The sequence below is a fragment of the Helicobacter brantae genome (genome assembly GCF_003364205.1).
Lineage (GTDB): Bacteria > Campylobacterota > Campylobacteria > Campylobacterales > Helicobacteraceae > Helicobacter_G > Helicobacter_G brantae.
Genome location: NZ_NXLV01000001.1, coordinates 245433 through 267984, shown reverse-complemented (window position 1 = coordinate 267984; position 22552 = coordinate 245433). Strand labels below are relative to the sequence as shown.

Sequence of the window (22552 nt, the reverse complement as noted above, 5' to 3'; positions counted from 1 at the left end):
TTCTCTCCAAAGCTATATCTCACACCCACATTGATCTCATACTTGGTATTGATTTTTCCAAAGAAAGAACTTTCAAGATTTGTATAAAACCTTACATCCTCACAGAGATTAATATTTACTCCTACATCAAGCACCATTCTGTGATCTGTGCTAATTAGAGCATTTTCACTGACCTTATCTAGATAGGTTGCCCCCAGTATTCCATAAGAAGCATCAGCATTTGCATAATCTGCCTCATAACTTACTCCAAGAATAAAGTCATAAATTTGATTTTTGTGTTTGAGGCGATAGGAAAAATCACTTCCTAGTCTTGTTCTAAAGGTTGATACTCCCTCAAGGATAGAGTGCAAAGTTTGTCCATCATATTCTTGCTTGGCTTCGGATTCTGAGAGGTAACCATAAATTAACTCCACTTGAGGGGTAATGCTCCACTCTGAATTTTTGCCTAGTCTAATTCTATATCCGACTTCTTCTCCTAGAGTAATGTGATAGTTTGAAATATTAGCTTGTGAGGAATGGGCGTTAACGCCCTTAAAGTCTGTGGTGATGAAACCAAATTTTATAATGCTATCTGAGTATAATCCACAAGAGTGAATATAGACATTATAGACTCCAAGCTCTATGCTATGAGAGAAGGCATCATAAGCATAAGGAGCATAAAGAAAATCATTCCCCATAAACTCTTGAGATTTTGAAAACATTGCTCCATAAGAGAGAGCCACTCCCACATAATCAAGTGCTTCTCCCCAAGAGGAAGAGAGGGAGAAGTTGTAGTCATAACCTGCTTGAAGAGCAATATAGTTTGAATCAATCTGTGCATACCCCTGTGTGCTAGTTTGTTCTCCCCCAAAGATTCTTGCCCATACTCCTTGGGGATAAGGGTTGCCTCTTAGTTCTCCCATTCTTTTATTTAAAGAATTAAGCACCATTGTCCAAGCAGAGTGATTGTGGGCAAGGAGAGTTCCTGCAAGCCTCATTGAATCTTGATTGATGGAAGCATCCATTGTTTTACCTAGCACCCATCTGTGAAATTTGGAAGCATTAGAGGGAGAGGAAGAGCTAGTGGTGGTTGATGTAGCAATGGGAGATGTGCTAGAAGTCAAAGAAGCTTGAGTTTGTGAAGAAGTGGATTGATTAGCTAGGGCAAGGGTAGTGGCTTGGATTTCATTTGCACTACTTGCTCCATTGTCTTGAGATATTTTATCAATCTCTTCTTTTTTAATCTCAACCCAATAAGTGGTAAATCCCGTTTGGGCTTTTTTAGAAGTTACATTCAAATCTCCTCCTCCACTAGCCACAGAGAGGATAGTCACACCCTTGCCCGTGAAGTCAGTTCCGATAAGTCCTGTGGGGAGGAAGACTTGAGCATCAAGGGAAGTGCCAAGATTGGTAATCGCCTTTTCTTGCAGTTCCTTATCGCTAGAATCTCTAGTTTTATATAAAAAAAATTTTTCACCCCAAGTTTCACCCTCTGACTTACCTACAAACCTTCCTACCCTAAGATTATCAGCCTCTCCTTCTCCCATCCCTGCCACATAAAGTCTAACAAGTGGAGAGCCTATATGCTCAATGAAATTGTCTTCGCCCATATTGATTACCATCGTTTCTATATCCAATGTCTTGCCCTTATCTCCTCTAGAGAATTGAGAAAAACTTTCTCCATTGGTAGCAAGATCTAGGGTTGTTCTTGAAAGTTTGGTAGTGTCTTTGAGGAGATTATCATCATTGGGTCTAGAAGAGAAGAGGATAAGGGTGTCAAAGCCTGTGTTTCCTTCATTTTTTAGAATAAATTTAGAGTTGGATTGAAGGGAGAGGTTACCACCTTTCAAATCTTTTGCATTGCTAGAATCTGAGCTAATTGTTCCTGAAAAAATTGTATTCTTTCTTAAATCATAATGAGTTTGTGAAGTTGTCCATATCTTGCCATAAAAACTCCCATCTCCTATCTTAAGCCAATAGTTTTGATCCCCTCCTTGAATCTCTAAAGTTAAATCTTGCTTGCTTGATTGTCCCTCCAATACTACCCCCAATCCACTCTTAAGGGTATTTCCTGAAAAATTTTTAATATAAACTGAAGTCTTATCCTGATAGCTAAAACCTAGCTTTATTGTCTGCTCATTCATATCTTGATTATTGCTTGAAATCAAAACATTATTTTCTCCCCCCTTATCTGTAATAATAGTCTTGATTTCAGTGTATTTTTGATTGAGCAAGGTTAAATGATTTGATCCATAGCCCCCTCCTCCACTAGAGGACATCAACCCAATCTTTATACTTCCCATCTCTTTGCTTGATAAAGCAACTTCATTGCTCCCACCCTCAGCAATCATACCTCCCATATAGAGCATTGTCTCATTTTGTTTTGTATCATTGATGTTTATTGTATTTTTTCCTCCACTTTTTGCAATCACTCTAAGATGAGAAATATCGTTGTTTAATTCCCCCTCTCCTATTTCTTTTTTCTTTTTGGCATCCAAATATTCTGCTGTGCCAATTCCCTTTTTTACTTCAATATAATTCTCTCCTCCATTTTCAGCCACAATCTTAGCACCCCTCACACCATCTTTAAGAGATGAATATGTCAATGTTAGTTTGCCTTCAAGCTTGATTATATTCTCTCCACTACTCCATGCATCTCCTCCTGCATAGATGATTGGAGTTTCTAGGTTTCCGTTTTTATCGTTACCATTTGGGGTGTATGGATTGTAAAGATAGATAACATTTTCTCCACCATAAGAAAAAATCCCATAAGAGCTAGAAGCAGTAGAAGCTCCCACACTAAGATTGCCATCAATAACAATCTTGTTCCCTACCTTCTGATTTACTCCTCTTCCACTTGAAATAATGTTTTCTTTCACTTCCAAGTCAAGCAACGCAATGCTTCCATTGTATTTTTGCTCCATTGTTTGGATAAGATTGCTTGAAGAAGTTGCTTTGATGGATTGAGCACAGAGCGTATTTGAATCTTTGAAATTCTTAAAAACAATGTGATTTTGTGTCATTACATTCTCATTGCTAGAAATTGCGACAATCTTAGAAGCCAAAACCTTTTGAGATGCTTTATCCTCACCGCCATTACCTATATAAATAGTATTTCTCCCTCCATCTTTTGCCAACACTCCATAATCCCCCAAACCCACAGATTTTAAAACCATATCCCCTTCTTTGACTGCTAGGACATTTTCTCCACCATCTATCGCTTGAAGTCCTCCTTCAAAAACCACTGCATTGGGATATTTAACCTCTCTTCCTCTCCACATAGAGTGATCAACATTGAAAACAACACTATTCTCTCCAAAAGATGCAAAAAGATCTCCTAGCATTCTTGCACCTTGCCCAAACACCAAAGAGGCTTGTTTGCCTGAATGGTTTGCAACACTTCCAACAAAAGCTAGAAGATTTTCATATTCCCTAAAAGAATCTGAGTTTTCCATTTTATCTTTAATATTTTTTTGACTTAAGTCTTCTATGCCTTGTGGTGTTTTCTGATTGCCATTAAAATGGAGATTGATAACCCTCCTTGATGAAGCTCTAAATCTATTTGAATGCCTTGCTGTATCTTCTGCCAATATATCAATCATAACCGAAGAATAGATTGATGATAGACTAAGCATATCATTTACAGAATGTGTAGAATCCACAAAAATACTAGCATCTTTTGTTTTTTTGGGATTTGATAAAATAAGTGCTGCGTTGTGGATATATAGGCTAAGTTGATTAGAGCCTTCTTTTGGCACAAATTGTCCATCAAAATTCTCCAAACTTCCAAAAACCCCTTCTTTTAGCTTTTTGTAGCTCTGCCACTGATTTGGAGTAGATAAGGGAGTGTACTGATATTGAAAACATGCGTTTGAACTAGATTGCAAACAATCATTAGCCAAAACCAATTCCCCTCCAACCAAGTAAAACAAAGGGAGCGAAACAAACGCTTTTTTCATCAAGCAACTTCCATCCTTCCTTAAATTTTTAACTATATATAAATATTTTTCTATGTTGATATATAGATAATTATTTTTTAATTTTTTGTCATTCTAAAAAGAAATCAGCAATAACAAGTTAATATATTCTATAAAGTAAGAAACATATTTATTTCTTAATATTTACTGAATAAGTGAGTATTTTATTGTCCGTTTAAACCACAATCTCATATCACACAATATTTTAATCTTGATAATCATGTTCTTTGTCCTCCCACCAAATCTTTATAGGCATTTTCTCCCCCTCTTTCTCTTTCTCTCTTCTTTTCTCTCCAAAGCTATATCTCACACCCACATTGATCTCATACTTGGTATTGATTTTTCCAAAGAAAGAACTTTCAAGATTTGTATAAAACCTTACATCCTCACAGAGATTAATATTTACTCCTACATCAAGCACCATTCTGTGATCTGTGCTAATTAGAGCATTTTCACTGACCTTATCTAGATAGGTTGCCCCCAGTATTCCATAAGAAGCATCAGCATTTGCATAATCCATCTCGTAACTCACCCCCAATCTAAAATCATAAGTTTGATTTTTATATTTGAGGGCATAACCAAAGTCACTCCCCACTCTTGTTCTTAGTGTTGGGACTCCCTCAAGGGTAGAGTGCAAAGTTTGCCCATCATATTCTTGTTTGGCTTCGGATTCTGAGAGATAGCCAAAAATAACTTCAGCTTGAGGGGTGATACTCCACTCTTTGTTTCCTCCAAAGCTAAATCTATATCCCACCTCTTCTCCTAGAGTCATATGATAGTTGGTGATATTAGCTTGTGAGGAATGGGAGTTAATACCCTTAAAGTCTGTGGTAATGAACCCCCACTTAAGAATAGAATCTATATACAATCCACAATCATAAAGATAAACTGCATAAACCCCTAACTCTAAGCTATGAGAGTAGGCATTGTAAGCATAAGGAGCATAAAGAAAATCATTCCCCATAAACTCTTGAGATTTAGAGGACATAAAACCATAAGAGAGTGTGCCTCCTAAATAGAGTGTTGCCTCTCCCCAAGAAGAAGGAGTAAAGAAAGCGTAGTCATATCCTGCTTGAAGGGTAATATAACCTGAATCAATCTTTGCATAACCCTGTGTGCTGGTTTGCTCTCCTCCAAAGATTCTTCCCCATACTCCATGAGTATTAGGATTATTCCTTAACTCCCCCATTCTTTTATTTAGAGAATTAAGCATCATTGTCCAATTGGAGTGATTGTGGGTAAGAAGAGTTCCTGCAAGACCAAGAGAATCTTTGTTGATAGAAGCATCCATTGTTTTACCTAGCACCCATCTGTGAGATTTGGAGGAGTCAGAGGGAGAGGAAGAGCTTGTGGTGGTTAATGTGGTGGTGGGAGAAGTGCTAGAAGCTGAAGAAGCTTCAGCTACGGAAGCTTGAGGTTGTGAAGAGGTGGATTGATTGGCTAGAGTGAGAACAGAAGTGGCTTGTCCTCCATTGCTTCCATTTGCTTCATTGCCTTGAGATGTTTTATCAATCTCTTCTTTTGTAATCTCAACCCAATAAGTGGTAAATCCTGTTTGAGCTTTTTTAGAAGTTACATTCAAATCTCCTCCTCCACTAGCCACAGAGAGGATAGTCACACCCTTGCCCGTGAAGTCTGTTCCGATAAGTCCTGTGGGGAGGAAAACTTGGGCGTCAAGGGAGTTTCCTCCCTTCTCTATTTTCTTCAATGTTGGCTTACCATCAGAGCCAACCAAATGATACTCAAGACTTTCACTAGAGAGATTCCCACTCTTAAAGCTCTTCACACTAACATTATCAGCCTCTCCTCCCCCCATTCCTGCTACAAAAAGTCTAAGAAGAGGATTATCATTGCCATTATTAGCATCAATAATCATTGTCCCTACATCCAAAGTCTTGCCCCGACTTCCTCTAGAGAATTGAGAAAAACTTTCTCCATTGGTAGCAAGATCTAGGGTTGTTGTTGGAAGCTTAATTGTATCTTGCAAGAGATTGCCATCAGAATAGTCAGATTGAGTAAAGATAAGGGTGTCAAAATGGGTGCTTCCTTCATTTTTTAGGATAAACTTGGATTTAGGCTTAAGGGTGAGAGATCCATTATTATTATTACCATTATATGCACTAACACTTCCCAAGAAAGCAGAGCCATCTCCTAGATAGTAGTGGGTTTTTGAAAAGGTTTCAACACTTCCAGAAAATGTACCCGAGAGGATACCAAGTGTAACATCATTGCCATTAAAAGACAACTTCTCCAAAGAATACATTATCCCATTTCCTACCAATAAAGAAGTATTTTCTGTTCCTTCTCCTTTTTCAAGAGACAGCCTTATTCCATTACCTATGTTTTCTCTCTTCTCTATTGATGGACTTGACATATCCCCATATAGCATATCCCCAAAAATTATAGAGGTTGTTCCCCCATTTCCATAAGTCAAATTGGTAATCCTCAATTGATTTGTTCCAAAAGAACTGCCATTTGCTTTTTTGGAAAAATGTATATAGTTTTTACCCCCAGCCTCAGTTGTAAGATTTCCAATCGTAGTTTCTCCACCTCCATCTACAAAGATCTCATTCACACCTCCAATATTCTCCCTACCTTCTGGATCGGTCCTTCTAGCAAACACATTTTCAATCCCACTCTTTCCACCATTATTATGCAAAACAATATGATTTGTTCCACCATATGCCAAAACATCTCCCAGATAGATTCCACCCCAATTATCACCATACAACCTTTCATTCCCCATATTTTTAATCACAATATCATTTCTACTATCTGCACTATTCCCACGAACAATAATGCTTGTGGATTTCATCGACTCTTTGAAATCTAAAGAGGTTTTCTCACTATCATCAATATCAAACACTCTGCTACTCAAAGAAATATCACTTGGCCTATGGATTCCCATCGCCATAAATACCCCATTGACAACAATCTTGTTTTTCCCTCCATTTTCTGCAATAATACTTCCCCCTATTGCATTTCCATCATTTTGACAAAACAACAACCACAAGTTCCCACCAATATCTATATCATTCACCCCACTACCACCAGCAAAAATCTGTGTGGTTGTCAAAACTCTAGTGGGATCATATTCATCACTCTTTCCCTCTTTTTTGATAGCCCCACCATTATTGTCCTTGCTTATGTCTGCAAGAACAATTGTATTTTTGCCTCCCAATGCCACAAGTCCAAAAGAATTGCCATCCATTGTTTCAGAAAACAAAACTCCACTTCCAATAGAGACTTTCCCATCAATCATGATTGTATTGCCTATATCATCTCGATTCTTCTCCATTTTTGAAGAATCTGTCAAAACCCTATCCTCCACCTCAAGATCTAATTTTGTATTTCCATTAAAACTCCAACCCGAAGATACTTTTACACCTTGTGTGAGAATAATATTTTTGCCAGTTTCTGCCACTACACTTCCCACAATCATCATATTTCCAACAGGAAAACCATTATCAAAAATCACACTATTTTCTGACAATGCACTTTCTCCACCATTTGCAACCATATTATTGACAAATAACGACTGAGAGGTATTGGAAGAATCTTTCGAACCAATATAAACGCTATTTTTTCCACCACTATTAGCTACAAGCCCATCTCCTCCAAAACCAACCGACTCCAGTATGCCATCCCCATCCTCAATCCGCAAATGAGTCATCCCTCCCTTATCACTATGAACTCCACCCACAAAAACAATAGAGGCATCCTGCTTCCCTACAATGTAACTAATCCCAAATATACTGGATCTCATTCTAGAATCACCAAAAGTTAAACGAGTTTCAGTACTATCCCCTCCACTATAAACATCCCCCATCATTCTTGCCCCATTTTCAAAATTTGCATCCACCTTTTCTCCAGAATTATTCCAAATCCCCCCAATTAAAGCCAAAGGCATATCTCTATTATGTTGCAGAGTACTTTTAAATTTTTCTCTAATTTTCGTACCACCTCCTAATTGAAGTTCAACCAAATCATGACGATTTACATTCCCATTTTTTTGGAACTCCAAGGTCACGGATTTTTTTCTCTCATTCTCTTTTGGCTCATTCTTTTTTGAGCTAGTAATCACAATGTTTCCAATAGTTGCCCCACTAGAGGAGTAAAGATTTAATATGCCTTCTTCCCCTTCTTTATTTCCAGTATCCACATATAATCCAACTTGAAATGGGAGTTTCAACCCTAGACTCTCTCTTACATCACTCAATATGAGAATAGATCTTTCAATTGAAACCCCTAAATGAGTGGTATCTGGTACTGATTTTGGAACATATTGTCCATCAAAATTATCTAGACTCCCAAAAACGCTAGATCCCTTCACAAGCTTTTTATAGCTAGTCCATCCATCTTTTTCAGATTTTTTTAAATCTTTTGATAAAATAGAAGTTCCCCCATATTTAAAGCATGCTACTCCACCATAGTCATTATCACTACAATCTCCACTATACACCACACTCACATCAAGCAAACAAGCCAAAGAAGTTGCAATCAATACATTAAACTTTTTCATCAAATATCCTTCCTTTTACTCAAAAACTCAAAAAACCCTTATGAATCTCTATATAAAATTTAAAATATTTATAAGAGATTATTCATCTTATTTATCCCATAAGAGTTTCTTAATTGATTTATGGATAATATTGATAAAAGTAAAATATTTTGTAAATATTTTTTATTGATATTTTTGTTTTTTATTCTCTTATTTTTTTCTTAAGATAGTATAATTTTATAGTTATTTTAATAGATAAAACTCAAGGTCAGTAGAAGATTTACAAGATAGGCATATTGAAACATACACTTTAAATAGACTTAAATTTTAATTAAATTACTCTTATTTTATATTTTAAACTAATATTTTTGGACTTTTGGAGCTTCACCCAATCCTTCTTTTCCACTCCCTTAGCTCTAGCTCTCTTTCTTTCCAATTAGGCATTTTTTGGCTCATCATTGCATAGAAGTTTTTGTCGTGATAGTAGTGAAAGAAGTGAATCATCTCGTGTAATGCCACATACTCAATCAATCTTTTTGGCATTTTAATTAGTGAGAGATTGAGATTGATATAGCCTTTTTTGGGATTGCAAGAGCCCCAGCGTGAAGCCATTTTCTTGATTGATAGATGAGAGATTTGCACCTCTAGCTCCCTCTCCCATTCACCCAAAACCTCTTCAAACACCCTCTTTGCCTCCCCTCTTTGCCATTTTTGCACGACTGCCTCTATCTCACCCTCACTTCTTGCCTCTACTCTTATCTCCCCCTCATTGAGTTTGATTGAAGCCCTATGGCTAGGAGAGAAACTCACTTTATAGCTCTCTCCTAGATGAAAAATCTCCCCACCATTGCAATATCTCTCCCCCACTTTTTGAGGAAATGCCAAAAGCTTGGTGCGTATCCACTGCTCCCTTTTGTATAGCACACTCTCAATCTCTGAAATCCCCACACCAAAAGGGGCTGAGATAGATAAGGTGTTGAAAGATTTGATTTTGAGGATAATGTGTTTGATTTTTTTGTATTCAAGCGTGATTTGAAGATGTGGGAGAGGTGGAAAGTGAAGGCTTTGAGGGGTTTTGTCTCCCTTTTTCTTCCTTGCACCCCCACCCTTAGATTCTGACTTCCCCCCTAGCCAATCCCAAAACCCCAAATCCCCCTACTCCATTTCAAGATGAAGCAATGTCATCTCTTCCCCATCTAAGATTTTCACTTCACTGCTTTGGCATTTGGGACATTGCACCAAATGCTTACTTGTCTCACTCACCTCTCCACACTCTCTGCACTCTAGCACTAGGGGTTGAGTGATATACTCTATCTTTGCATTCTCTAGCACACTGCCGACTTTAAAGGTTTCTAATGCCCTCTCAAATAGCCCTAGCTCAATGCCACTGAGTATCCCCACTTTGACTTTGGCTTCTAGCACCCTTTGGCAATCATTTTCCCTCACATAATCCCCACAAAGCTCAATAAATGACTGCACTACTGAATACTCGTGCATTAGCAAATCCTTGGCAATATCTCGCCACTTGGCATATCCAAAAATCTCTTAGTCCCATAGCTTGAGCAAAGCACGACTTTGCCCTCATACTCTTTATCCACTTTACCAATGATTTGAGCCTCTGCACTCAAAGGATTGGCTCTAAGTAGCTCTAGCACTCTCTCTGCCTCACTCTCTGGCACAGCTAGGACAAAAGTTCCCTCATTGGCTAGTGCATACGCTTCTAGCCCCAAAAACTCACAAATCCCCTGCACCTCACTTGAGATAGGGATATTCTCTTCTTGAAGCTGGATACATACTTTTGAGGCTTTTACCCATTCATTTAAAACTGCTGAAAGCCCTCCTCTTGTGGCATCTCTTAGAGCCTTGATTTTCACTCCACTCTCAAACACCCCCTTAAGCACTTGCCATAAAGATGCACAATCTGAAGCCAAATCCGAAACTAGCTCGATTCCCTCTCTTTGGGCAAAAATACTTGCTCCGTGTTTGCCTATGCTATTGGATACGATGATGATATCCCCCTCACTCAAACTTGAAGCTGAAATCCCCTCATAAATCACTTCCCCAATTCCTGCTGTATTGATATACACGCCATCAGCCTGTCCTTTGGCGACGACTTTTGTATCTCCTGTGATGATTTTCACGCCATTTTTCTCGCATTCTTTTGCCATAGAGATTGCAATTTTTTCTAAGTCTTTAACCTCAAAGCCCTCTTCGATGATAAAAGAAGCACTCAAATACTTTGGCTTAGCTCCCATCATCACTAAATCATTGCAAGTCCCACAGATACTAAGCTTTCCAATATCCCCACCATTGAAAAAGAGTGGAGAGATAGTAAAAGAATCGGTGCTAAAAGCAAGTTTGCCTTTGGCTTCAAAGATAGAGGCATCATTGCTTTGCTCTAAAATCTCGTTTTGAAAATGCTTATAGAAAATCCCTTCTATCAATGCATTATTCTCACTTGCTCCATTTCCACAAGCAAGGCTAATTTTCTCAAACTTCATCACTCTCTCCTAAAGTAAATTTCCATATCTAAAATACGCATTACAAACCCCCTCACCACTAACCATACAGCTCCCAATAGGTGAAGTCGGCGTGCAAGCCTTACCAAAAAGTTTGCACTCTGTGGGCTTTGCACTTCCACAGATGATTTTTGGGCAAATGCACCCTTTGGGCTCTTCTACCTTTTGGGTAGGCAAAATCTCTGCATACACTACTTCTGCATCAAACTCTCTAAACTCATCTTTTAATCTCAAAGCTGAGTGGGGAATCTCCCCAATCCCCCTCCACTCAAAGCTCTCTCTAGGCTGAAAATAGTGATTGACTTTCTCTTGAGCTAATAGATTGCCCTCAAAGGTTACAGAGCGAGTGTATTGATTTTCTAACTTTGCCTCTCCATTTTTGACTTGAGAGAGTATCATGGATAACCCTTGCAAAATATCCACAGGCTCAAACCCTGAAACCACTGTGGGCTTACCAAAATCTCTAGGAAACTCTTCATAAATCTTGCTTCCTGTAATCACAGAGACATGAGAGGGAGCGATAAAAGAATCAATCTGCACTTCAGGGATATTTAGCACTGCTCTCATTGGTGGTGGGACAAGCACGTGATTGATATGAAAGAGAATGTTTTTTATCCCCTCACTCTGCACTCGCTCTAGCAGGGCTGAAGTCATCGGTGTGGTGGTTTCAAACCCTATGGCAAAGTAGATGATAGTCTTATTGGGATTTTCTTTGGCAATTTTTAGCAAGTCAAGTGGGCTATACACAAACCTCACATCTGCCCCATTGGCTCTCTCTTGGGCAAGTGAGCCATTAGAGCTTGGCACTCTTATCATATCTCCTAGAGTTGCTAAAATGACATTTTTTTGCTTAGCTAAAGCTATGGCATGATTGATACGCGATTTACTCATCACACACACAGGACAACCCGGCCCGTGGATAAACTCAAACACATCACTCACAAGCTGATTGATTCCATACTTCATAATGCTATGAGTATGCCCCCCACACACTTCCATTACTCTAATTTTCTTATCTAATCCTTTGGCTTCTTCTTTGATTTTCTCACTCAAAGCCAAAATGCTTTTGGGATCTCTAAAGCCTTGATATAAGTCATTCAAACTAAGCATTCTCTTCCTCTTGCATAGAATCTACGATTTGCTTGTATAACTCTAGGGATTCTAAGGCGTGCTCTTTGGAAATCTTATTCATCGCATAGCCGATATGAATAAGCACATAATCCCCTACTTCAATCTCATCTTGCAAAATATCCAAACTCACTTCTCTTTGAGTCCCCATAGTATCTACAATGCAGGTTTTTTCTTTTTTGTTGATTGATACAACTTGTGATGGAATAGATAGACACATTATTTTTTTCTCCTTTGATTGATCCAAGAGATGAGTTTATCAAACCCCTCTCCACTCTTGCTTGAAAGCTCAATCATCTCTACTTTTGGATTGAGTTTTCTAGCTCTCTCTAGCACCAAACTTGGCTCAAAGTCAAAATGCTCAATCAAATCGCATTTGCTCACTATCACCAAGTCTGCTTCTTTAAACATTACAGGATATTTCTCCACCTTGTCATCTCCCTCAGTTACAGAGAGCAAAACGATATTATAATGTGTGCCGACATCATAACTTGCAGGGCATACAAGGTTTCCGATATTTTCTACAAAGCACACATCAATCCCCTCAAAGTGCATTTGAGAGAGTGCATTGGAGATCATAAACGCGTCTAAATGACACGCACTTCCTGTCTGAATCTGAATGGCCTCAATGCCTTTACCTCTAAGCTTGTTAGCATCATTTTCAGTTTCCAAATCTCCCTCAACCACATTGAAAGCAAAAGGCTTTCTAAGGGCTAGTTGCTCTAGGGTTGTGGTCTTTCCACTCCCAGGGGAGCTCATAAGGTTTAGCCCCAAAATGCCCTTGCTATCAAAAAACTCACGGATTTTGATTGCTTCTTTGTCGTTTTTGCTTAATACTTTTTCCACCAAATCTAGTGATTTTTTGAGTTGTGGGTTATCTTGCATAAATACTCCTTAAAGAATGATATAACTGCCCCAAAGCCAAGCCATTGTCATTGGGTGGAATTTTATTGCCAATATAGCAAGTTTTTCCATTTTTTCTTAACTTTTCCAAAACTTTTGCACTCAAAATATTATTACAAAAAACGCCACCACAAAGCACAATTTTTCTATTTTCTGTCTTTGAGAGTGTGAAAATGACTTGAGCGAGGGTGTTGATGAATTTTGAGGCGATTTCTTCTTTGCCGATTGAAAGAGAGTCTTCAAAGATTGAGAGAAAATCTAGCTCAATCTCTCCTCCCTCTATACAAAAATCATAACTCAAAGCACTAAAACGCTCATCATAGAGATTTTGAAGCCACACCCCACTCTCCCCCTCATAGCTTTGAGTTTTTAGCCCACACAAAAACGCCACCATATCAAACAATCGCCCCACACTTGAAGTCAGAGGAGAGTTGAGAGATTTTTGGTGCATTTGATAGAGCGTGGCAATCTCTTGGGGAGTTTTGTGGGTTTGAAACTTTTGAATTTGCTCTAATGAGAGATAATCAAAAGCAATGGAGAGAAAAATCCTCTCAATATCCCTCACTGCTACCTCTCCCCCTAGAAGCTTGAAATACTTAAAATGTGCCACTCTCACAAACCCCTCTGCCCCCACCTCTAGCACCTCTCCCCCCCAAATATTCCTATCCTCTCCAAACCCTGTCCCATCAAAGCAAAAAGCCAAAACCTCTTGGCTGATTTTATGCTCAAAGCATACACAGAGGGCGTGGGCGTAATGGTGCTGAACTTGAGTGAGTTTGGAATCCATCTCTTGGGCTAATTCTTGAGCGATTTTTGTGCTTTCATAATTGGGGTGCAAATCAGCAATAATCTCATCAAATTTTGCAATCCCATAGAGCTTTTGAATCTTTTGGATTGATTGCTTATAGCGAGAGATACTCTCTAGGTTGTCTAAATCCCCAATATAGGGGGAGAGAATGACTAGGTTTTCAAAACCTATGGCAAAACTTGCTTTTTGATTCCCTCCCATTGCTAGGATTGAAAAGGGGAGTTTTTGAGGGAGTGTGAAGCAAGTAGGAGCGTAACCTCGTGCATTTCTTAGCACTACTTCATCTTGAGTGCTAAGAATTTGGATAATGCTATCTTCTATGGGGTTGTTGATTTTTCTTTGATGAGAGAGGGAGAGGGTGGTAAGGAAAGAGAGTTTATCTAGCTTCTCCCTCTCATAGATGATTGGCTCTCCTTTGGGATTAGCTGAAGTGGCTACAAGTGGAATATCCAAAAAAGAAAACAAAAGCTCATAGATTGGAGTATAAGAGAGCATTATTCCATAGGTTTGCAAGTTTGGAGCAATGCCCTCAAGGTGTTTTTTGGCTTTGAGTAGCACGATAGGGGCTTGAGGAGAAAGCAGGGCTTCTTCTTCTTTGGGGGAGATATAGGCAATCTCTTTGGCTTGATTGATATCCTTGCACATCAAAGCTAGGGGTTTGCTAGGGCGATTTTTTAGCTCTCTTAGTCTTTTTATGCTTTTTGCATTGGTGCTATCACAGACTAGATGAAATCCCCCAATTCCCTCAATCAAAATGATTTCCCCCTCTTTGATTTTGGAAGCGATGAGTGAGAAGGTTTGAGGATAATCCTCTATCACCTCTTCTCCCCAAAACATTTTTGGAGAGCATTTGGGACAAGAGATAGGTTGAGCGTGAAAGAATCGACTTGTAGGGGAAGTGTATTGACTTTGGCAAAACTCACACATCTCAAACTCAGCCATACTTGTGCGTTCTCTATCATAGGGCAAAGCCCTTATTACGCTATGTCTTGGCCCACAATTAGTGCAGTTAATCAAAGGATAGAAATAGCGAGGATTTTTGCTCTCTTTTAGCTCTCTTTTGCAATCCTCACAGATTGCAAGATCGCTAATGGGTGGGATTGCATAATGATTTGATTGCTCACTTTCTAAAATCTCAAAGCCTTGAAATGTAGGGCAGTCAATCTCTTGGGTTTCAATCGTTTGGATTTGAGAGATTTTGGGAGCTTTGAGGGGTAGATCTCTCAAAAACTCCTCACACTTTAAGCCTTGAAGTAAGACTTCTACTCCCAAAGCATTGTTTTTCACACACCCACAAAGCCCCAAAGAGTTAGCAAGATTGCTGATAAAGGGGCGAAACCCTACCCCTTGGATTCTACCTTGTATGAGGAGTTTGAGGGTTTTCATCTCTCAAAAAGAAGTGGAAAATTTTTGTTGCGATAGATTGAGGTTTGGCGATTGTTGAAGTAGAGAAAATCCCCTATCATTCTATAAGAGAGCATATCCCCACTCAAAGCAATCCCTCCAATCTCTACAAGATTTCTTAATGCAATATAGAGCTTAGAGGGAAGATGGGTGAAGCTCTCAATATAGCCTAGTGAGATAAGCTCATCTTCTACTCCTGCCATTTTGAAACTCATTCCACTTCGGATACATCGTGCAAGATTGAATTTTTGCAAGATTACAGAATCTTTTTCAAACACATAATCAATCGCCACACCTCTTTTATCAAGGTTGTTTTGAGCGATTTGTAAGGGATTGTTTTGCAATCCTAAAACCACTCTTACAATCTCCCAAATCCCATAGATTCCTTGAGGAAAGGAGCTAAAATCAATGTTTTTAGCCAAAAGTGTGGGGAATTTGAGCGTATAGTTTTCAATAAGGCGTTGAGAGTTTTCATCAAGTGTTTTAATCCCTTCAATCAAAGAGAATAAATCTTTTGGCAACTCAAAACTCATCACCTCATTAAACCATTGCGTTTGAGTATTATAAAGGCAAATCTTATCCCCTCCCTTAAGAGAGAAATAGAAATGAAGGATATTTTGCTCTTCTAAGTGATTTTCAGCAATGATTGTGGAGAGAAAAGACTTATCAAGACTTTGCATTGCATTAAATTTCTCTAGCAAAGATTGGTTGATATATGGCGTTTTAAGAAGTGCAAAATGCTCGTTTTCATACACAACAATCTCGCTCCCCTCTTCTATCACTTCAGCCAAATCATACTCTCTATCTGCACTCTTTGCTCCATACACAAAACTCACCCCTCTCTCTTTGAGTTTTTCAAAAAGAGCCACCAAGATTTTATCTTGTGCCAAAGAAAGGCTCAAAAACTCATTGTTTTGGGCTTCTCCATAGGGTTTGACCCTAACGATAGGTTTCTCATAACTTGCTAGTGCGTTTAATTCTTTTTTTGAAATGGTGCAAATCTCCAAAATCTTTTCAATATCCACACAATACACCCTCTCGCTTGGCTTAAGACTTAAGATATGCACTCCACTAGGGGTTTTTAGGGCAATGTTTTGGGATTGAAGCAACCCTTCTATAATCTCTTCACTTGCTTGAGGAGAGAGAGTGGGAAATTCTTGAAGACAAACCTCACATTTTCCCTCTTGGGTATTTAGACACTGAGGGCAAAAATGCGAAGTGGGTGCAATAGGAGTGAGGGGCATTGAGCTAGGTAGGGCTTGAGAGGGCAAACTATTTGAGCTAATCTCATCAAGATAGAGGCTTTGAGGAATCTTCTCTGAAAGCTCTTGGGTAATTTGCTCCAATCTCTCTAGCTCATCACACTCTATCCAAAGCCTCAAATCTCCTGCTTCTTTCTCAAAGATAGAATATTGCAACCCCTCATATTTACCAAGAATGTTTTGCAAAAAGAAATTAAGCCTAGAGCTAAAGCCACGATTTTCAAAGCTGAGTTCAAAGATCATTTTGTTTCATCTCTCGCTTAAAAGAAATTCTTGCAATCTCTTGGATACTTACTTCTGAATTCTCACTGATTTGGCATTTTGGATCTAGCTCTAAGATATAGTTTTTTAGCACTTTCTCCATCGTGCTTACAGCACTGATAATATCGCTTGAGAGTTCAAAGGTAGAATCAGATTCTATCCTTGTGGGAATCACACCAATAATCTTAATTGAAGGTATATCTCCATGCGTTCTCATCATCTCTAAAGTCTGCAATGTTTCTACCTCATGAGCACTACCCTGCCAGTTGATTTGCTTGGGCATATTCTCAAAATCGAAGAAAAACACATCTCCAAACTTTCCATCTTCACTTTCAATACAATCAACTAAAATCACTTTGTCATACTCGACAATAATAGGGATAAGTAGGTGGGCCAAAGTCCCACCATCAATAATGGTTATTGAATTTCCCTCAGAGGGAGAGAAAGTATATTTCTCATCAATATAGTGGGCAAAGTGTGCCCCTATCCCCTCATCGCCAAAAAGTATGTTTCCAATTCCCAAAATCAAAATCTTCAAGCGTGAGCCTTTTCATAGCTTTTTTTGAATAGGTATTTCATTGACGCCATATAGATATGGATAGGCAAGAAAATGAGGAATACCCAAGTGAGGATATGGTGAATCCATCTTACATTTGCAATTCCACCCATCAATGTTTCAAGAGGTTTAAATAGTGGATAAACCACGCTCATCATTCCCTCATGATAGCAGTGCATAAAAAGCACAATTCCTGTAAAGATAATCCCATAAAGTGCCAAATACACTCCAAGATAAGCTACAAATTGCAATGGATTATAAAGCCCATTGTCTTTGACTTTTCCACCCAAAGTGAGGTAGAAAATGATTCTTGAAATCCATTGTTTTGCACTCAACACATCTGCAAAAGACTTTCTCTCAATCTCACTTCCTTTACTGAAGAAGAAAAGATAAGTCTTAAACAAAGTTGCTCCAAAAAGCACAAGCCCTAGCAACACATGCCAAAAGCGAATCTTGGCTTGTAAGAAATTCACAGGAGCTGTGAGATTTGGATCAGGCATAATGTAGGGTTGAGCGATATAAAAACCGCTCACCACCAAAACAACCATGCAAATAAATCTAATCCAATGTGTTACCCAAAAAGATAGGGGCAAATCGTGATGTCCTTTCATTTGTTTCTCCTTTTTAAGGAATTAGGCAAGGTATTTTGGATCGATTTTGTATTCGCCCAATTTATTGCCTTTGGTATCCATTACATGCACTGCACAAGCAATACAAGGATCATAGCTGTGAATATTTCTAATAATCTCTAGTGGCTTAGTAATATTCTCAAGCTTCATACCAATAAGGTTAGCCTCATAAGGTCCTTTTTGTCCTTTTGCATCAATTGGCCCTGCATTCCAAGTTGAAGGAACAACAGCTTGGTAGTTTTCTACTACACCATTTTTGATTCTTACCCAGTGGCTAAGCATACCTCTTGGAACCTCTCCAATGTAGCGTCCTTTGTATTCTTTTTTAGGATCAATCACTGAAGGAGTATAAGTGCTCTCATCTTTTTTGAGGTTTTCAATTAGGGCATTAAATGTTTCCATTCCGTGCTCTGCGATGAGTTTAGTTTGAAGCATTCTTGCTGCTGTTCTTCCTAGAGTTGTGAAAAGTGCTGCTGCAGGAAGTCCTGATACTTTGAGGAAATCATCTACTACTTTTTTGATTCTTGGATTACCTTGAGCATATCCTACAAGCATACAAGCAAGTGGTCCAACCTCAAATGGCTTAGAATCATATCGTGGAGATTTAATCCAGCTATATTTTGCTTTTTCATTGACACTTGGTGTCTCTACACTTTTGCCCTCACCATTGATTGTCGCTCTAGCTACAAATCCTGTATAGTTTGGCTCAGTTTGCCCATCATATGGGTGAAGAGGTTTGTCTTCTTTATACCAAGAGTGAGTGCACTCCTCCATAATCAAGCTCTCATCAATCTCAAATGCCTTTGTAAGGTCTTTGTTGAGGATATATCCAGGGTTAAATAGATTTTCTGTGGCATTAAGTGCAATTCCCTCACCAGAGATGAAGTTAGGAACTGATACTGCTTGAGTTACACTTGCCTCTCCTCCAAACATTTTAGCTGCCATCAATACATCAGGATAGTAAGCTCTCTCAATAAACTCTTTTACATTTTCAAATCGAGTTTTCCACTCTGCAAGTCGGCTAGGATCTAGCAAATCTCTCACACAAGTTACACCACCGACAACAAAGCTTTGTGGGTGTGGTTGCTTACCACCAAGGATTGCCATAAGTTTTGCACCATCTCTTTGAACTTCAATACACTTAAGGTAGTGAGAGAGAGCAATAAGGTTTTGCTCAGGAGTGAATTTATAAGTTTTGCTTCCCCAATAACCATTTGCAAAGATTCCAAGCTGACCACTATCAACCATTTTTTGAACCTTCTCTTGTGCCAATCGCAAATCAGTTTCACCTGCTGCATAAGGATTTTTGCAATACTTATAAGCTTCTTGTTCAGCTTTTTTAGGATCTGCTTTGAGAGCAGAGATGACATCTACCCAATCAAGTCCGTGCAATAGATAGAAATGAACGATATGATCTTGCAAGAAAAGTGCTTGAGCAATCATTGATCGCACATATCGAGCATTGAGTGGAATAGTTACGCCCAAAGCATTCTCAACTGCCTCAATTCCTGCACGATAGTGTGAAGAAGTACAAACACCACAGATTCTTTGAACGATAAGTCCTACATCTTTAGGATCTCTTCCCTTGACAATGACCTCCAATCCTCTCCAAAGTGTAGAAGAAGAAAACGCATTTCTAATCACATTGTTATCATCTACTTCTACCTCAACTCTTAGGTGTCCCTCAATTCTTGTAATTGGATCGATTACTACTCTTTTGTTTGCCATTTTTATTCTCCTTTAGTGTTTGCGTCTTTAATTTTCATAATTGTTGCATGTGCAGCAATTGCAATCGCCGTTGCACTCAAAGCCACTGCACCGATCTTATCTGCTGTTGCATCAGCACCTTTTCCTCCAAATACGCTTTGGAATTTACGATCAGCAAGTGGTTTTTCATAAGGTTGCATTGTATCCCAAAAATTAGGCTCACTGCACCCCATACAACCATGTCCTGCTTGGATTGGCCAAGAAACACCGCTGTTGAATTTGCTCACAGAACAATTATTGAAAGTATAAGGTCCTTTGCACCCCATTTTGTAAAGACAATATCCTTTTTTTGCTCCTTCATCACCAAAAGACTCTACAAACTCACCTGCATCAAATCTTCCTCTTCTCTCGCACATATCGTGAATTCTTTGTCCATAAGCCCAAGTAGGACGATTGAATGCATCAAGCACAGGAAGATCTCCAAATAGAACAAAATACATCAAAGTTCCTACAATATTTCTCTCGCTTGGAGGACATCCTGGCACATTGATAACAGGCTTATTACTTGCTGCACTCAAAGGCTTGGCATTTGTTGGGTTTGGATATGCAGCTTGCACCCCTCCAAAGCTAGAGCAAGTTCCGATAGCAAAGACTGCTGCACTTCCTGCGATTGCTTCTTTTGCGATTTCTTTTCCTGTCTTTGCTTCAGCTCCGATTGTCAAAAATCTTCCATCATTTGCAAAAGGGATACCTCCCTCAACCATCAAAATATATTTCCCTGCATATTTTTTCATTGCTTGATGCAAAGAAAGCTCTGCTTGCCAACCTGATGGTGCCATCAAAGTTTCATGATACTCCAATGAAATGTAGTCAAAAATCAAAGTATCGATTGTGGGGAATTCTGATCTTGTCAAGCTCTCACTACAACCTGTACATTCAGCCATATTTAGCCAAATCACAGGCAATCTATCACTAAGCTCAGCAGCTTTTGCTACAAGAGGAGTGTATGCAGGAGAGAGAGCCAACATTGCTGTCATTGTCCCTGCCCATTTCATAAAATCTCTTCTTGTGATTCCTTTCTCTTCAAGCATTGAAGCGATTGAGGAACCCTCTTTCATTGCAGGCATTTTTTCAAGCTGTTCTAAACGCTTCTGCAACTTTTGTATTTCTTTGTTTCCCATCTTATTTCCTCCTAAAAAGTATTGGCTAAAAAGTCCAATAGCGATTTTAGTATAAAAAATTTTTTCAATTATCATTTTTGGGGCTTTTTTAATAAAATTTTTTACAAAGTGTGTAGAATGGTAACTATTGCATTGACAATATGGTTTTTCGCAACCCAAGAATCGACTTTGGAGAAACAGAAAATTCATCAAAACCAATCTTGAGTAGTTTTTGAGTCATACTCAAATCCCCTGCTAATTCTCCACAGATTCCTACCCAGCACTGATTTTTGTGCCCTGCTTCAACCACCATTTCAAAGAGCTTAAGCAATGCAGGGTGATGAGGATCTAAAAACTTCTCTAGTTTTGGATTTTGTCTATCTAGGGCTAGAGTGTATTGAGTGAGATCATTTGTACCGATACTGAAAAAATCCACCTCTTTTGCCAAATCTTCAGCAATGAGTGCTGAAGCAGGAGTTTCTATCATCACTCCTAGCTCAAAATCAGCATACTCTACCCCCTCACGCTCTAGCTCCTCTCTCACATCTACTAAAATCTTTTTAATCTCTACAATCTCCCAAAGAGAGGTAATCATAGGAAACATTACAGAGAGTTTTCCATACACACTTGCTCGATAGAGGGCTCTAAGTTGAGTTTTGAAAATCTCTTCTCTATCAAGACAGATTCTTATCGCTCGATAGCCAAGAGCAGGATTTTCTTCAATATCCAAATCAAAATAATCAATCCTTTTATCAGCCCCAATATCAAGAGTTCGGATAACCACCTTTCTCTCCCCCATTAGCTCTAAAACCTCTTTGTATGCTTCAAACTGCTCTTGCTCTGTGGGATAGGTGCTTTTTTGAAGATACAAAAACTCGCTTCTAAAAAGTCCGATTCCCTCAGCATCATTTTGCAATGCACTTTTGGCATCTTCAAGATTGCCAATATTGGCATAAAGCATAATTTTTTTACCCTCTTTTGTGATTGTTGGTTTGCCTTTGTAGTCTTGAAGTTGGCTCTGCTCTTTGACAATCTGCTCTCTTTTGGCTCTAAACTCCTCTAGTATTTCCTCACTTGGATTGACATAAAGCCTCCCACTCTCGCCATCTAAAATCGCCACTTCTCCATCCACACTCTCATCAAAGTGCATTTGAATACACGCAGGGATTCCCATAGTTCTAGCTAAAATTGCCGTATGAGAGTTCATAGAGCCATAGCGAGTAACAAGAGCTAGGAAGTTATCCCTCTGCATTTGCAAAGTTTGACTAGGAGAGAGATCATCAGCTAAGATAATGCTAGGCTCTAGCACTTCTCTATCTTTCACTCCACTAAGGATTTTTAACACACGATTAGCAATATCAACAATATCAGCACTCCTCTCTTTCATATACTCATCATCCATTTGAGCAAAAAGAGTTGAGAAATATTCCTTTGCCTCGCTTATTGCTTCCAATGCATTGCTTCCTTGAGTGATTTTGCCCTCAATAAATTCATTGAAGTCCAAATCCTCTAGCATCATAGAATGCACTTCAAAAATCATCGCTTCTTCCTCACCCACTTCTCTTAGAGCTTTTTGATAAAGAGCGTTAATCTCTTCAATCGCTTGGGCTTTGGCTACTTTAAATCTATCAAGTTCTTCTGTGCTTGAGAGTGTGCTTTGGGGATTGTTTTGTGCTAAATTCTCTTTAAGCACAACAATTCTCCCAATTGCTATTCCCCCCACAACACCTTTACCTTGATAGATTTTCATTCTCTCTC

At 38.9% G+C, this 22552-nt stretch carries 15 protein-coding genes; all 15 read right to left on the bottom strand.

Translation table 11 applies throughout. The annotated features are described in order from the left end of the window. Positions 1 to 3938, bottom strand: a 3938-nt coding sequence (locus CQA58_RS01200; protein ID WP_115568881.1) for an autotransporter outer membrane beta-barrel domain-containing protein, incomplete at its 3' end; no start/stop codon positions are given. A 223-nt stretch (positions 3939 to 4161) separates the two neighbouring features. Continuing rightward, on the bottom strand, positions 4162 to 8478 hold the full coding sequence (locus CQA58_RS01195) for an autotransporter outer membrane beta-barrel domain-containing protein (protein ID WP_115568880.1): 4317 nt from the start codon (positions 8476 to 8478) through the stop codon (positions 4162 to 4164). 363 nt (positions 8479 to 8841) lie between these two features. Further along, complete coding sequence (locus CQA58_RS01190; RefSeq protein ID WP_115568879.1) at positions 8842 to 9606, bottom strand: M48 family metallopeptidase; 765 nt, start codon at positions 9604 to 9606, stop codon at positions 8842 to 8844. 6 nt (positions 9607 to 9612) lie between these two features. Beyond that, positions 9613 to 9954: a hydrogenase maturation nickel metallochaperone HypA/HybF gene (locus CQA58_RS01185; protein ID WP_115568878.1), complete on the bottom strand. Its 342-nt coding sequence runs from the start codon at positions 9952 to 9954 to the stop codon at positions 9613 to 9615. Further along, positions 9954 to 10958 (bottom strand): hydrogenase expression/formation protein HypE, encoded by a 1005-nt coding sequence (gene hypE, locus CQA58_RS01180; protein WP_115568877.1) that lies wholly within the window; start codon positions 10956 to 10958, stop codon positions 9954 to 9956. Before hypE ends, CQA58_RS01185 begins: the two co-directional genes overlap by 1 nt. A gap of 9 nt (positions 10959 to 10967) precedes the next feature. After that, positions 10968 to 12086 (bottom strand): hydrogenase formation protein HypD, encoded by a 1119-nt coding sequence (gene hypD / locus CQA58_RS01175; RefSeq protein WP_115568876.1) that lies wholly within the window; start codon positions 12084 to 12086, stop codon positions 10968 to 10970. Further along, entirely contained in the window at positions 12079 to 12324 is a 246-nt protein-coding gene (locus CQA58_RS01170; RefSeq protein WP_115568875.1) for a HypC/HybG/HupF family hydrogenase formation chaperone, read from the bottom strand. The genes hypD and CQA58_RS01170 overlap by 8 nt, the downstream gene beginning before the upstream one ends. Beyond that, positions 12324 to 12989, bottom strand: coding sequence for a hydrogenase nickel incorporation protein HypB (gene hypB, locus CQA58_RS01165; protein WP_115568874.1), 666 nt, complete (start codon positions 12987 to 12989; stop codon positions 12324 to 12326). The genes CQA58_RS01170 and hypB overlap by 1 nt, the downstream gene beginning before the upstream one ends. Continuing rightward, positions 12979 to 15201 carry a carbamoyltransferase HypF gene (gene hypF / locus CQA58_RS01160; RefSeq protein ID WP_115568873.1) on the bottom strand — a complete coding sequence of 741 codons (2223 nt, stop codon included), beginning with the start codon at positions 15199 to 15201 and terminating at the stop codon, positions 12979 to 12981. The genes hypB and hypF overlap by 11 nt, the downstream gene beginning before the upstream one ends. Further along, on the bottom strand, positions 15198 to 16724 hold the full coding sequence (locus CQA58_RS01155; protein WP_115568872.1) for a hypothetical protein: 1527 nt from the start codon (positions 16722 to 16724) through the stop codon (positions 15198 to 15200). Before CQA58_RS01155 ends, hypF begins: the two co-directional genes overlap by 4 nt. Continuing rightward, positions 16714 to 17280 carry a HyaD/HybD family hydrogenase maturation endopeptidase gene (locus tag CQA58_RS01150; protein WP_115568871.1) on the bottom strand — a complete coding sequence of 189 codons (567 nt, stop codon included), beginning with the start codon at positions 17278 to 17280 and terminating at the stop codon, positions 16714 to 16716. The genes CQA58_RS01155 and CQA58_RS01150 overlap by 11 nt, the downstream gene beginning before the upstream one ends. Further along, positions 17277 to 17909 carry a Ni/Fe-hydrogenase, b-type cytochrome subunit gene (gene cybH / locus CQA58_RS01145; RefSeq protein ID WP_115568870.1) on the bottom strand — a complete coding sequence of 211 codons (633 nt, stop codon included), beginning with the start codon at positions 17907 to 17909 and terminating at the stop codon, positions 17277 to 17279. The genes CQA58_RS01150 and cybH overlap by 4 nt, the downstream gene beginning before the upstream one ends. A 21-nt stretch (positions 17910 to 17930) precedes the next feature. Next, positions 17931 to 19655 carry a nickel-dependent hydrogenase large subunit gene (locus CQA58_RS01140; protein ID WP_115568869.1) on the bottom strand — a complete coding sequence of 575 codons (1725 nt, stop codon included), beginning with the start codon at positions 19653 to 19655 and terminating at the stop codon, positions 17931 to 17933. Positions 19656 to 19657: 2 nt separating this feature from the next. Beyond that, the gene (locus tag CQA58_RS01135; RefSeq protein WP_115568892.1) at positions 19658 to 20815 is read right to left on the bottom strand and encodes a hydrogenase small subunit; all 1158 of its coding nucleotides are present in this window, start codon (positions 20813 to 20815) and stop codon (positions 19658 to 19660) included. Between the two features lie 124 nt (positions 20816 to 20939). Further along, complete coding sequence (gene ptsP, locus CQA58_RS01130) at positions 20940 to 22544, bottom strand: phosphoenolpyruvate--protein phosphotransferase (protein WP_115568868.1); 1605 nt, start codon at positions 22542 to 22544, stop codon at positions 20940 to 20942. Positions 22545 to 22552: the final 8 nt, after the last annotated feature.